This window comes from Bacteroidota bacterium, assembly GCA_037133915.1.
Lineage (GTDB): Bacteria > Bacteroidota > Bacteroidia > Bacteroidales > CAIWKO01 > JBAXND01.
On record JBAXND010000008.1, the window covers coordinates 1 to 12,942 of the forward strand.

General features: G+C 41.8%; 14 protein-coding genes. 11 read left to right on the forward strand and 3 right to left on the reverse strand.

Translation table 11 applies throughout. From position 1 onward, the window contains the following. Positions 1-63: 63 nt before the first annotated feature. Together WCM76_04180 and WCM76_04185 are read right to left on the reverse strand one after the other, a co-directional pair. Positions 64-1,608 (reverse strand): amino acid permease, encoded by a 1,545-nt coding sequence (locus WCM76_04180; protein MEI6764815.1) that lies wholly within the window; start codon positions 1,606-1,608, stop codon positions 64-66. A gap of 94 nt (positions 1,609-1,702) precedes the next feature. Continuing rightward, entirely contained in the window at positions 1,703-2,179 is a 477-nt protein-coding gene (locus WCM76_04185; protein MEI6764816.1) for a DUF2147 domain-containing protein, read from the reverse strand. A 390-nt stretch (positions 2,180-2,569) separates the two neighbouring features. Here WCM76_04185 and WCM76_04190 point away from each other — a divergent pair, with 390 nt between their 5' ends. From WCM76_04190 to WCM76_04240, 11 genes are all read left to right on the forward strand, one after another. Continuing rightward, entirely contained in the window at positions 2,570-3,541 is a 972-nt protein-coding gene (locus tag WCM76_04190; GenBank protein ID MEI6764817.1) for a 4Fe-4S dicluster domain-containing protein, read from the forward strand. A 13-nt stretch (positions 3,542-3,554) separates the two neighbouring features. Continuing rightward, positions 3,555-4,871, forward strand: a complete 1,317-nt coding sequence (gene nrfD, locus WCM76_04195; protein MEI6764818.1) for an NrfD/PsrC family molybdoenzyme membrane anchor subunit — start codon at positions 3,555-3,557, stop codon at positions 4,869-4,871. Then, complete coding sequence (locus WCM76_04200) at positions 4,871-5,779, forward strand: cytochrome c (GenBank protein MEI6764819.1); 909 nt, start codon at positions 4,871-4,873, stop codon at positions 5,777-5,779. Before nrfD ends, WCM76_04200 begins: the two co-directional genes overlap by 1 nt. 12 nt (positions 5,780-5,791) lie before the next feature. Continuing rightward, the gene (locus WCM76_04205) at positions 5,792-6,175 is read left to right on the forward strand and encodes a DoxX family protein (GenBank protein MEI6764820.1); all 384 of its coding nucleotides are present in this window, start codon (positions 5,792-5,794) and stop codon (positions 6,173-6,175) included. 5 nt (positions 6,176-6,180) lie between these two features. Beyond that, on the forward strand, positions 6,181-6,963 hold the full coding sequence (locus WCM76_04210; protein ID MEI6764821.1) for an SCO family protein: 783 nt from the start codon (positions 6,181-6,183) through the stop codon (positions 6,961-6,963). Further along, a complete protein-coding gene (locus tag WCM76_04215) occupies positions 6,956-8,566 on the forward strand; it encodes a cbb3-type cytochrome c oxidase subunit I (protein ID MEI6764822.1) in 1,611 nt (536 codons plus the stop codon). The genes WCM76_04210 and WCM76_04215 overlap by 8 nt, the downstream gene beginning before the upstream one ends. A gap of 12 nt (positions 8,567-8,578) precedes the next feature. Continuing rightward, a complete protein-coding gene (locus WCM76_04220) occupies positions 8,579-9,196 on the forward strand; it encodes a cytochrome c oxidase subunit 3 family protein (protein ID MEI6764823.1) in 618 nt (205 codons plus the stop codon). Between the two features lie 16 nt (positions 9,197-9,212). After that, complete coding sequence (locus WCM76_04225) at positions 9,213-9,497, forward strand: cytochrome C oxidase subunit IV family protein (GenBank protein MEI6764824.1); 285 nt, start codon at positions 9,213-9,215, stop codon at positions 9,495-9,497. Between the two features lie 13 nt (positions 9,498-9,510). Further along, the gene (gene coxB, locus WCM76_04230; GenBank protein MEI6764825.1) at positions 9,511-10,434 is read left to right on the forward strand and encodes a cytochrome c oxidase subunit II; all 924 of its coding nucleotides are present in this window, start codon (positions 9,511-9,513) and stop codon (positions 10,432-10,434) included. Positions 10,435-10,510: 76 nt separating this feature from the next. Beyond that, a complete protein-coding gene (locus WCM76_04235) occupies positions 10,511-11,302 on the forward strand; it encodes a protoheme IX farnesyltransferase (GenBank protein MEI6764826.1) in 792 nt (263 codons plus the stop codon). Positions 11,303-11,649: 347 nt separating this feature from the next. Further along, entirely contained in the window at positions 11,650-12,063 is a 414-nt protein-coding gene (locus tag WCM76_04240; GenBank protein MEI6764827.1) for a hypothetical protein, read from the forward strand. 59 nt (positions 12,064-12,122) lie between these two features. Here the strand turns inward: WCM76_04240 and WCM76_04245 are convergent, their stop codons facing one another. Beyond that, a complete protein-coding gene (locus WCM76_04245; protein MEI6764828.1) occupies positions 12,123-12,884 on the reverse strand; it encodes a menaquinone biosynthesis protein in 762 nt (253 codons plus the stop codon). Positions 12,885-12,942: the final 58 nt, after the last annotated feature.

Consider the following 12,942-nt stretch of genomic DNA (forward strand, 5'->3'; position numbering starts at 1 on the left):
GCCGGGCTTATGCTTCGGCTTCTTTCAAACTTTTACCGGACAACAGTGATTATTTATACTGAATTATTTTACTGACTCTTGGCTTTTAGCGGCAATCCTCAATTTGCTTTTCTTCACGCCGTAGAAAAAATAAATTATGAAGCCTATTGCCATCCATATTATCAGCCGGAGCCAAGTGTCAAAAGGCAAGGCAGCCATTTGAATAATACATATTAGAGCTCCGAGTATGGGAACATAAGGAACAAAAGGTGTTTTGAAGGGGCGCGGTATATTGGGCTTTGATTTGCGCAGTACAATAATACCCAGACAAACAATTACAAATGCCAGCAAAGTCCCTATTGAAACCAGCTCTCCGAGAAGGCCAATGGGCAGAATTCCGGCGAGTATCATGGCAACCGAACCTGTGAGTATGGTGCTTACAAAAGGTGTTTTGTATTTGGGATGAACCTTTGCAAAAACAGGAGGTAACAGCCCGTCTTTTGCCATGGAGAAAAAGATGCGGGGCTGACCCATAAGCATAACCAGAATTACAGAGCTGAGTCCTGCAATTGCAGCTACTTTGATGATTGGCCGCAGCCAGAACATTCCCGGTCCCATCGCGTTAACGCCTACTGCAATCGGGTCAGCAACATTCAATAATGTGTAGCTTACCATACCTGTAAGAACGATGGCTACGAGAATGTATAGAATGGTAGAAATCGTGAGTGAGCCAAGAATGCCTACAGGCATGTCTTTCTGTGGGTTTTTGGCTTCCTGTGCGGCAGTGGAAACTGCGTCAAATCCAATGTAGGCAAAAAAGATAACACCGGCACCGCGGAATATTCCCGACCATCCGAAGAATCCGAACTGTCCTGTATTCTCGGGTATGAATGGTGACCAGTTCGCTGACTTTACAAAGATGAAACCGATAATGATAAATAGAATAATAACGCACACTTTCGTGATGACCATGATATTGTTGAAGCGTGCCGACTCTTTGATTCCAACTACGAGCAGGAGCGTAAGTACCGCAATAATAAACATAGCGGGCACATTGAGAATGCAGGTCACATGGGGAACGGAATCAAGTGTGAGCCCGTTCGCCGTGAGTTCTTTGAGCAGGGCAGGAGTTTCGGGAAGCCATCCTAACCTTGGTACATTATAAAGTACTGTTCCAACGCTGGCAGTTAAATATGCCGGGATGTGAACACCAAAATCGTTGAGGAAACTCACTACATACCCCCCCCAGCCAACGGAAACGGTTGATGCGGCAAAAAGATATTCCAGAATAAGATCCCACCCGATTATCCATGCAATGAACTCGCCAAGTGTCGCATATGCGTAGGTGTATGCGCTTCCTGATATTGGTATCATAGACGCAAACTCTGCGTAGCACAAACCGGCAAGTGCGCAGGCTATTCCTGAAATGACAAATGAAATAACGATTGCCGGTCCGGCGTACTGTGCGGCTGCCTGCCCGGTGAGCACAAAAATTCCTGCTCCGATAATGGCGCCAATGCCAAGTGTTGTGAGGTTGGTGGCGGTGAGTGCTCTCTTCAGTCCATGATCTGACTGGCTTTCGGTTTGGAGCTGCTGCAGCGACTTCGTTTTGAATAACTGACTTGCCATGTACTTAATGTTTTTAATAAATAATGTACATTTATTGGGGTGACATTCCTATTTATAGATAGTGGTGAAAGGAATTAATCGCATCAGACAAATCTCAGCGCGTAAAATATTCAGATTTCCCGATGAATGAAAAACCAATGTATCCGTGAATTTCAAGCACATTGCGCTCTATTAATTTCAGATAGCAATCATAGGTGTTACCGCTGCGGGCATCGTACACACTTCCGCCTGTATATTTACCTTCAGCGGCATTCCATTCAAAATCTTTAAAAAGTATCAGCCCCTGAAATGACTGTGAGCGTTTTGAAGGGTCAGGGTTGTGTTTATCTATCTTGGGTTTACCGTTCTCGTCGTTTGGATTCTTCATCCAGCTGATGGAACCATAGTATTTTCCGCTACTTCTGAAGAAAACAATCTTCCCGTCATTATCGGGCGTAATCCAGTTTCCGAGAAGGTCATCGGCTTTATTATTATTCTGTCCAAGCAATGTCATCGTGGCACAAAAAACCATTAAAACAATTGCAAAAATCCGACTTCCGTTAGGTATAGCTGAAGGTATTTTCTGCTTCATATTTTTGATTTCGTGGCTGAAGTATTAATTTTTTTCAAGTGGAAAAGTAGTAATATTTGCTTACAGGACAAAAATATTAAAATTATCATGATTTCAAAATCAAAAAAGTTATTTCAAATCAATGTTTCCTATTTTGACATTAATTGTTGTATATTTATCCTTTTTCAATATCGTTACAAATCAGAGAATCTGAATTTTTTATCAGAGCTTGTGAATTGGCTACAATGATAAGTTGCAGAATATTTCTATTGACACCTGACTCATTCAGTTATTATCAGATTTTTTTCTGTAAAATGATTTTTATTAGCTTATTTGGTAACTGTCTATTAAGATTTTCTTTGATATTTGTAAAAATAAATTTGAGTTCGTAAAACTGAATATCCTGTTACAATGAGTGATAAAAACGATAAACCCAAAAAGAAAACCAGAAAGGATTTCTTACAGGAAATAGGAATTGTTGGGGTTGGTTCTGTTTTAGCGGGTTCTGCTATTTTTGCCGGGATAAATTATGACCGCAAAAAGAAGGCCGGTGATCGGATAAAAGTTCTTACAGCTGAAAACGAACTGTTGGAGATTGATAAGAATGATACAACCAAAGTAAAAAAAACGAAGGCGGAAGACCTTACGCTGCTGCAGCAGGAAGGCCGTGATGGAATAGCGGGAAAACGCTGGGTGATGGTGGTTGATTTATCAAAGTGCCGCAATGCGCGTAAATGCATGTCGGCATGTCAGCATGCACATCATTTGAGACCTGAACAGCATCATATCAATGTTTTGAAGATGCAGGAATCAAAGCACACACCCCCGTTTTATATGGCAAAGCCCTGTCAGCATTGCGATAATCCACCCTGTGTTGCAGTTTGCCCGGTTGACGCTACGTTTAAAAGACCTGACGGAATTGTGCTGATTGATAATGAAAGATGCATCGGTTGTAGATTCTGCATTGCAGCCTGCCCTTATAGTGCCCGGGTTTTCAATTGGGCAACTCCTTTAATGGAGGAAGAAGATAAGGATAAAACATACAATGTGGAGCTGAATGTGCCCCAGCGTAAAGGAACCATCAGCAAATGCTGTTTCAGCGCCGACCAGGTGCGCGAAGGAAAATTGCCCTATTGCGTATCGGCATGTCCAAACGGTGTTTATTATTTTGGTGATGAGAACGAAGATGCTGTTACCAATGGCACGACGAAAGAAACCGTGCGATTACAAAAACTTCTGGAAGACAATGCCGGATACCGTTTGATGCCTGAACTCGGAACTGAGCCAAGGGTATATTATCTGCCTCCTAAAAATAAGTCATATCCTTTTCAGGATATTGACCGGCCGGAAGCATCGGAACATTTGGAAAGTAACAATGGTTAAATGAAAAATATTTATGCCGGATCAAAGTAAACTTGATAAAATCACATCCGACCTGTTGCGGCCAATCAGGCTGAACAAGAGTTTTGTTGCCTGGATGGGCTTTTTGGGTATATCGCTGGTGATTTGTCTTTATGCTTACACAACCCAGCTTAAAGACGGACTGTCTGTAACGGGTCTGAGCGATTATATTTCATGGGGAATGTATATTTCTAACTTTGTTTTCTTTGTGGCAACAAGCCTTGTCGGGATGCTGATAAGTGCCGTGCTCGGTCTTTCCGGTGCCAAATGGGCTTCGCCCTTAGCGCGTATTGCCGAAATTATTGCATTGGCTTTTGCTGCCGTGGCCGGTTTGGTAATTGTTTCCGATATGGGGCACCCCGAGCGGCTGTTAAATGTTTTTATGTACGGAAGACTGCAATCGCCTATTGTATGGGATGTGACAGTGGTAATGGTGTATGTGGTGATTAGCGCATTATTGCTGTATGTGCCGATGATTCCCGATATGAAAATATGCGCTGAAAAAGTTGACAATGCCCCCAGACTATTAAAAAAACTTTACAAAATACTTTCACTGAACTGGACCGGTAATGCTGAGCAGGAAAAAATCATTAAGCGCTCCACAAAAATTCTTGCGATATTGATTGTGCCCGTGGCATTGGCCATTCACACCGTCACGTCGTGGCTGTTTGCAAGCACTTCTCGCGTAGGCTGGGATTCTACTATTTTCGGCCCCTATTTTGTTACAGGAGCCTTTGTATCGGGCGGAGCTGCCGTAATTATCGCCATGTATTTTTACAGGAAAAATTTTAAACTTCAGGATTACATTACCGAAATGCACTTCGATAAAATGGGCAAGTTTTTAGTGTTGCTTTCACTGATTTATCTATACTTCAATTTGAATGAATTTTTAGTGCCGGGTTACAAAATGAAAAAGTTTGACGCAGCTCATTTGCATGATATTTTTGTCGGCACGCATGCCTTACTATTCTGGGCAGTTCAGATATTTGGTTTGGTGCTACCGATTATTTTCATGCTGTTCCGAAAAATGAGAAAGCCGTTGCCCATTCTGATTATCGCGATATTTGTGCTCGTCGGAGCCTGGTTTAAACGATATATTATTGTTGTTCCTACGCAGGAACATCCTTTTCTGCCTATCCAGAATGTACCTCTTAATTTTAAAATATATACGCCTACGATTACAGAAACCTTAATTACCATTGCACCGTTTATTCTGGTGTTGATAATAATTACGATTTTATCGAAGCTGTTTCCTGTAATTCCGGTTCAGGAAACAATGCATCAGGCAGAAGAAATTAAAAACGAAAATTGATGATGTCAGGGAAAAAGCTACCTATTTTTATTACGTTAACGTTATTGTTGTCTGCTTTTTTGCATGTCATTGCATCGGGTCAGGGATGGGACATTCCTGCTGATAAAAAAGCAAAGAACAGTTACATTAAATTCAGTGATACAACGGCACGGCTCGGCAAGGAAATCTATACTAAGAATTGTATGATTTGCCACGGAGATCCAGGCAAGGGAAACAGTTTAAAAACCCTGGTTCCCGTACCACCCGATCTGGCTTCTGCAAAAACTCAAACCCTTACCGACGGTGAGTTGTTTTATATCCTGTCAACAGGAAAGCTTATTATGCCTTCGTTCAAGAATATCCTGTCGGAAGCTGACCGTTGGACGGTGATTTCTTTTATCCGGAGTTTTAATAAAAAATATGTTCAGGTACTTTCTAAAACAAATCCTGAAATAAGTAAGAAAGTAAAGATTAAACTGGCGTTCGATTCGGTGGCTCATAAAATCCGGGTTGAAGTTAAAGCCACTGAGAAAGATGGTATCATCCCACTTAAAGACGCTGAAATAGTGCTGTTCGCCTCACGATATTTTGGAAAATTGCAGATTGATAAAACGCTTCACACGAATAGTGATGGCGTCGCTGTATTTAAATTTCCCTGGGATTTGCCGGGCGATAAAGACGGAAATGTTGAGCTGGTTGTTAATGTAAATGATGACACCTACGGCGAAATTGAATCAGTTCAAAAAATGAAGGTTGGAATACCAACAGATAAACCCGGCTTGACAGAAAAACGTGCCATCTGGAATGTCCTGAAAAAGGCGCCCTGGTGGATAATCATCACTTATACATCTATTTTATTGGTGGTCGGTTCGGTCTTACTATATGTGATTATTAATTTAAGAAAATTAATGAAATCAGGAAATAACTAAAACGAAACAATTATGAAAATTCTAACGGTTATTGGCAGAATTTTATTCGCTCTGCCATTCGGAATCATCGGTCTGAATCATTTTTTTATGACTGATTTTTTTCTGGGAATGATGTCGTCATTTATCCCGAGCGGAGGCTACACAATTTTACTGACGGGGGTATTTTTAATTGCAGCGAGCATCAGCATCATGCTGAATAAATTCATCAGAATCACATGCTTCTGTTTAGCCGGGTTATTATTGATTTTTATTGCTACTATCCATATCCCGGGATTATTTACAGCAAACGCTGAGCTGGCTCTTGTCGAACTTTTGAAAGATACAAGTTTAATGGGTGGCGCTCTGATGATTGCGGGCTTTTATGGTGCACCCAAAGTCGAATCAACTAAAGAATAATTGATATGCAAAAAAAACTTCTTTTTGTTTTTCTTGTCTTTTCTTTTTTCTCTGTTCGCTCGTACGCACAGGTTGACCAGTCAACCGAGGTGGGCATTGTCGAACATCTGGGAGAGACCATTCCGCTCGATTTGAAATTTGTTAACGACCATTTTGATACGGTTACGCTGCGACAGCTTATCAACAAACCTACCATTCTTTCGTTCGTATATTTCGATTGTCCGGGACTCTGCAGTCCTTTGCTGGAAGGCGTAGGCAGCGTGATTCAGAAAACAGATCTTGAGCTGGGAAAAGATTATCAAGTCATTACCATCAGCTTCAATTACCGCGATACACCTCAGAAAGCCAAAAGCAAAAAAGAGATTTTTTCAAGCCGTTATTCAAAAGGAAAAAGCGACGGATGGATGTTTCTTACAACAGACAGTGCTACTATTTTTAAAATAACCAACGCAACCGGCTTCATAACAAAAGCTGTCGGCCTGGACTTTGTGCACCCGTCAGCAATTATTGCAATAAGCCCATTGGGCAAAATTACACGATACCTCTATGGTATCAGCTTTTTGCCGATTGATTTCAAAATGGCTATAATTGAAGCTGGAAAAGAGCAGGCACGGCCTACTATTCAGAAGGTAATGCTGTTTTGCTACAGCTATGATCAGGATGCAAAACGATATTCACTGGATATTGTGAAAGTAGCCGGAACCATCATTATTTTCTTCATTCTTATTTTTGTAGTGGTGTTTCTGGTTAAACCAAAAAAGAAAAAAAAGCTGAATAATGATGAATAACGGAACCGCTAAAGTTGAATATGTGAGTTACCTGCAGCATAAAGGAAAATTTAAGGGTTTGTTTTCCTGGATATTTGCTACAGACCATAAAAGAATTGCGTTGCTGTACCTGTATGCTATTGCTACCTTTTTCTTTATTGGCGCCATACTGGGTCTGATGATGCGCTTCGAGCTGATAGCACCGGGCGAAACAATCATGAAGCCCCAAACCTATAACGGAGTATTTACGGTTCATGGCATCATCATGATTTTTATGGTGGTGATTCCGGGTTTGTCTGCTGTTTTTGGAAATTTCTTTTTACCGATTTTGATAGGAGCAAAGGATGTGGCATTTCCAAAATTGAATCTGTTTTCATGGTGGATTTTTATTTTTGGAAGTATCCTTGCCGTTGCCTCACAATTTCTCAGAACCGGCCCGCCCGATACCGGCTGGACGTTCTATGCACCTTACAGTACATCTACCGGAACAAGCGTAATCATGGCTACAACAGCAGCTTTTGTGCTCGGTTTTTCTTCCATACTTACCGGTTTGAATTTTATTGTTACCATTCACCGCATGCGGGCTCCGGGAATGAAATTTTTCAGTATGCCGCTGTTCCCATGGTCCATTTATGCTACTGCATGGATACAGTTGCTCGCCACACCTATTGTCGGTATCACACTGTTGATGCTCATTGCAGAACGTCTGTTCGGAATCGGATTTTTTAATCCTGAACTCGGCGGCGATCCGGTATTGTTTCAGCACCTGTTCTGGATATATTCTCATCCTGCCGTCTATATCATGATTCTTCCTGCCATGGGTGTTATCACTGAAATCATTCCTACGTTTTGCCAGCGAAAAGTATATGGCTATAAAGCCATAGCGTTTTCAAGTATTGCCATTGCGGGCGTCGGATTTTTAGTTTGGGGACACCACATGTATACATCCGGAATGAGCGAAAATGCGCGTTGGTTTTTCTCACTGCTTACATTTATTGTCGCAGTACCGAGTGCTATCAAGGTTTTTAACTGGTTAGCGACCATGTACAAAGGCTCCATAGATATCAAACCGCCCTTTCTTTTTGCACTTTCATTTATTTTTCTGTTCCTGATTGGCGGGCTAACCGGACTCCTGTTAGGCTCTGTTGCTACCAATATTCAGGTTCATGATACCTCATTTGTTGTTGCCCATTTTCACTATATTATTTTTGGTGGGATGGGATTTGCATTTTTTGCCGCCATTCATTACTGGCTGCCGAAAATGTATGGAAAAATGTATAATTTCAGACGTGCAACCATCGCCTGGGCCATTATTTTTGTTGGATTTAATTTGCTCTATTTCCCTCAGTTTATTATCGGAATTCAGGGCATGCCGCGTCGTTATTTCGACTATCTGCCGCAGTTCCAGCCGGCACAGGTAATATCAACAATAGGCGGTATTATTTTGATTAGCGGATTTATTTTAATGGTGTACAATCTGGTAATGGGCGTGCGTAAAGGTGCACCTGCTCCGGCAAATCCATGGGGCGGAAGCACACTGGAGTGGCAGATTCCTTCACCTCCTCCGGTTGAGAATTTCGATGAAGCACCGGTAATCAAGCAAAATCCATACGATTATAAATAATAATTTTTAATGATGAGTGAAACTGAAACCCACCTCGAAGAGCACCGCGACGACGAAGCATCGAAGTTAGGAATGTGGCTCTTCATATTTACAGAACTGCTGTTATTTGGCGGATTGTTTCTGGTTTATTCGATTTACAGAGCGCAATATCCGGCTAATTTTCATGAGGCCAGTCTGGAACTGAGTGTTACCATTGGTGCTATCAATACCATCGTATTACTGTTTAGCAGCATGACGATTGCCATGGCACTCACAGCCATGCAAAAAGGGAACAAAAAACTCACACTGCGGTTAATTGCCGTTACCTTGCTGATGGCCGTTGTGTTTCTGGTAAATAAGTATTTTGAATGGGGCGCGAAATTCGAACACGGTCTTTATCCCGGCTCCGACCTGATGCCTTTGCTTGAACGCGGACACCTGCTGTATTTTAGCTTGTACTTCTTTATGACCGGGCTGCATGCACTCCACATTATTATTGGTATGATTCTGCTGTTGGTGGTATACTTTAAAGTAAAGAACGGAAGCATCCATATTGAAAGGTTTGTGCTGTTGGAAAATGGAGCGCTTTATTGGCATCTTGTTGACCTTATCTGGATATTCCTGTTCCCATTATTGTACCTTATTACCTAAGCAAAAAATTGTTGACATGTCAGATAAAACTACACATATTACGGAATATAAAGTGCTCGTCAGAGTGCTGCTGGCACTGATGTTTTTTACATTTCTTACTATCAGTATTACCTCATTTCACCTGGCAGCTTTTACAGTTACGGTAGCCCTGCTGATTGCAGGTGTAAAAGGCTTTCTGGTGCTTTCTTATTTCATGCATCTTAAATATGAAAGCATGCTGCTGCGCATTTTGGTGGGTATGATTTTCGTGCTTTTTACCCTGATAGTGCTCATTACTTTTATTGATTATTCATATAGATAACAGAACTGAAATTATGTTTTCTGAAGCCTCGAATTTTGTTCACGGTGTTGACAAAGCCTTTCTGATAATCTTAGGAATATCGTTCTTTTTCCTGATTTCACTTACTACTACCATGCTCGTTTTTGTGGTAAAATACAACCGGAAAAAGAATGCTGAAGCGGTGCAGATAAAAGATAGTTCTCTGCTCGAATTTACCTGGACTGCAATACCCATGATTCTCGTACTTTTTATGTTTTATGTGGGATGGGAAGGATTTCTGCCAATGCGCAAAGCTCCTGCCGGTGCCATGGAAGTGAAGGTTATCGGGCGCATGTGGAAATGGGCATTTGAATACCCCGGCAAAAAACAATCGGATACGCTTGTATTGCCCATAAACAAAGCAGTGAAACTGAATCTCATTTCAAAGGACGTGATACACGGCTTGTTTATTCCCGCTTTCAGAATAAAAGAAGATGTTGTTCCCGGTAAAAATAATTATACTTGGTTTATTCCCGGATTAATCGGAGAATACGACTTGCTGTGTTCTTCGTACTGCGGCATAAATCATTCTTACATGTCGGCCGTAGTTAAAGTGGTGCCGGAACCTGTTTTTACAAAATGGCTGGCAGCACTGCCCGTTAAAAAGGTGGACGATAATAACGAAGGCTACATTGTTCTTGAGAAAAATGGATGTTTTTCCTGCCATTCGCTCGAAGGTTCAAAGCTGATTGGTCCTTCGTTTAAAGGCATCTACGGAACTACCGTGGAGGTTATTACTGACGGTGTCAAAAGAAAAGTAGTGGTTGATGACGATTATATCACCAACTCTATTTACGATCCGGGCAAAGATGTTGTAGTCGGCTTCCCGCAAGGATTGATGAAATCATACAACGGGCTTGTAAAGAAAAATGACATCCCGAAAATTACTGAATACCTGAAAACCTTAGCCCCGAAATAGCCTGAAAGCATCTGCTGTATATTCCATTCCTGCTCTGATAAAATACAGAGTTTCACTGGCGGTTACCTTCACTGCAATTACCGGATATATTGTGTGTGCCGGTGCTTTTGATTTTCAGATTCTGTTTTTGGCTCTGGGTGTGTTTCTGCTGGCCGGCGGCGCCGGTGCGTTGAACCAGATTCAGGAGCGAAGCTACGATGCCCGCATGGAAAGAACCATGAATCGCCCCATTCCGTCAGGTCGGATTTCAGTGGCGAATGCGGTCATGGTGTCTCTCTTTTTTATAGTCGGCGGCACAATGATGCTGTATCTCTTTTTCGGACTGATACCCGCTGTATTAGGCTTGTTCAATATTTTATGGTACAATTTGTTTTATACGAATCTTAAAAAAGTAACCGCCTTTGCAGTGGTTCCAGGTTCGCTTACCGGTGCTGTTCCTGCCCTTATGGGATGGGCTGCTGCAGGAGGTTCTATCCTTGATTCAACCATTATTTTCATCGCGTTTTTTCTGTTTATCTGGCAGGTTCCGCATTTTTGGCTGCTGATGCTGAAATACGGCAAAGAATATGAAGAAGCCGGATTCCCGACCATCAACCGCACAGTAAGTCCGGCCAATCTCAGAATGATTGTTTTTTCATGGATTATTGCTACCTCTGCTTCATCCATGATGGTTCCGTTTTTTATTTCCGATATTTCAACCGTTCTGTTCGCCGCTATTGTTATCCTGAATATTTTATTTGTAACCACTTTTATCAAGCTCTCGTTTGGAAAATCGGCCGTAATTAACCTTCGAAGCTCTTTCCTCAGCCTGAATATCTACATGCTCCTGTTCATGGTCATCATGGCGGTTTATCATCTTCTGGTGTAATAATATGAATATTACTGTGAATGAACCAACAGTACAATGTCTCTGTGTAACTCCGTGATATCTCTGTGTTTATCCGTGTAATATTTTATTAATTTCAAAGAGGCACGCGCAGAAGACACGAAGAACCTTATCATTGTATTTCAAAATCCTGGTCCGCATGAATCGTTAAATTGAATTAATAAGCGTTTCACATAAGTTAATTGGCGTTAATTTACTTTTGCGGAATTTAACATTATTTCTTTCTTTGAAGTTCTGTATTGCCTGTTCGAACCGGTAATCCTTACATTTTAATCATGCCGCCATGTTAATCAGTTCTTTTGTACCTTTGATGAAATCATTGTACGCATATGAAATACCTGAAACCGCTTTCTCTGATAGTTGTGGTATTGCTGTTTGCTGCATTTTCCTGTAAAACAGCACAAAAGGCCAATACTCCCGAAAGTGTGGCAAAACGCTTTCTTGAACATTTCAGTAAACTTGAATTTGATAAAGCAGCTGAACTGGGCACAGCCGACACTCGCCGCATGATTGAATTCATGGGCTCACTGGCCGACATGGCCAAAGAAAAGGGCGCCGACAGCAGCTTTAAGGGAAAAGCTATCAATGTTGAAATCGTCCGTACTGTAGTTGACGGTAAAGTAGCTGTTGTGTACTATAAAGATCAGACGGGCAAAGAGCAGCGCATTAATCTGCTCAAGCAAGATGGAAAATGGCTGGTTGACATGAAAAAGGAAGACCCTATGATGAAAGGCAAATCATAATAATTGGTCAAAGCCGTAGTGAGCGATGTCTTTTCAACGTCCGTTTAAGTACATGATTTTCACTGCTTAAAATTGGCTTTTTTCAGATATTCAAGAAACAGATTCATCCCTTTTTTCTTATCATCATCAAGCGAATAGCTTAGACAATTGCGGTAATAGTCGTCAAGGTCTATGGATATTTTCGACGTTTCGTATGCGTCTTCAATGGTTTCCCTGATGCAGCTCACACCGTATTCTGTTGCCATCGCGAAAGCATTTTCCTGCTCATCGGGCAATTTGCGCCCCGACGCCCACACCGCGAACACAAAGGGAAGTCCGGTGAAACGGTTCCATTCGGCAGCCAGATCATATGAGAATTCGTACAATGGCTCAAGGCCGAAAGCTTTATCACCAATCACCACAACGGATTCGAGCAGTCGGTAGCGGTCGTTGCCGCCGTCAGGTACATAAAAATATTCGGGTTGAATTTTCCAGAAATGCATGGCGAGCAGGCGCGCCAGCGCTACCGAAGTGCGTGATTCGGTATCAAGATAAATCTTCTTTATCTTATCGAGCGGCTTATTACTGAGCAGTAACACACTCTTTACTTTTCCCTGCGCACCGATGCAATAGTCGCTTTGAAGGCGGTACGCCGGAATTTTCAACAGCGCACCCACCGGAATAAGCCCGATATCGGCCTTTTTCTGAATCACCTTTTCGGCACATATCGACGGAACATCTAACGAAAGCTCGTAATCTTCCAGAAAACCGCTTTTTTTGATTCCATAAATAAAGGGCAGCGTATTCAGATAAGATACAGCCGAGATTTTCAAGGATGGCATAAGCAGATGTGGTTTATGCAAATGTACAAAGAAATCATTGTTAAAAATCCACTGCACG

What these genes read in the sequence shown, in the direction of transcription:
- WCM76_04185 (MEI6764816.1), bottom strand. Translation starts at nt 2,179, where the DNA reads ATGAAGCAGAAAATACCTTCAGCTATACCTAACGGAAGTCGGATTTTT.
- coxB (MEI6764825.1), top strand. Translation starts at nt 9,511, where the DNA reads ATGTTTTCTGAAGCCTCGAATTTTGTTCACGGTGTTGACAAAGCCTTT.
- WCM76_04240 (MEI6764827.1), top strand. Translation starts at nt 11,650, where the DNA reads ATGAAATACCTGAAACCGCTTTCTCTGATAGTTGTGGTATTGCTGTTT.
- nrfD (MEI6764818.1), top strand. Translation starts at nt 3,555, where the DNA reads ATGCCGGATCAAAGTAAACTTGATAAAATCACATCCGACCTGTTGCGG.
- WCM76_04245 (MEI6764828.1), bottom strand. Translation starts at nt 12,884, where the DNA reads ATGCCATCCTTGAAAATCTCGGCTGTATCTTATCTGAATACGCTGCCC.
- WCM76_04210 (MEI6764821.1), top strand. Translation starts at nt 6,181, where the DNA reads ATGCAAAAAAAACTTCTTTTTGTTTTTCTTGTCTTTTCTTTTTTCTCT.
- WCM76_04205 (MEI6764820.1), top strand. Translation starts at nt 5,792, where the DNA reads ATGAAAATTCTAACGGTTATTGGCAGAATTTTATTCGCTCTGCCATTC.
- WCM76_04220 (MEI6764823.1), top strand. Translation starts at nt 8,579, where the DNA reads ATGAGTGAAACTGAAACCCACCTCGAAGAGCACCGCGACGACGAAGCA.
- WCM76_04215 (MEI6764822.1), top strand. Translation starts at nt 6,956, where the DNA reads ATGAATAACGGAACCGCTAAAGTTGAATATGTGAGTTACCTGCAGCAT.
- WCM76_04180 (MEI6764815.1), bottom strand. Translation starts at nt 1,608, where the DNA reads ATGGCAAGTCAGTTATTCAAAACGAAGTCGCTGCAGCAGCTCCAAACC.
- WCM76_04200 (MEI6764819.1), top strand. Translation starts at nt 4,871, where the DNA reads ATGATGTCAGGGAAAAAGCTACCTATTTTTATTACGTTAACGTTATTG.
- WCM76_04190 (MEI6764817.1), top strand. Translation starts at nt 2,570, where the DNA reads ATGAGTGATAAAAACGATAAACCCAAAAAGAAAACCAGAAAGGATTTC.
- WCM76_04225 (MEI6764824.1), top strand. Translation starts at nt 9,213, where the DNA reads ATGTCAGATAAAACTACACATATTACGGAATATAAAGTGCTCGTCAGA.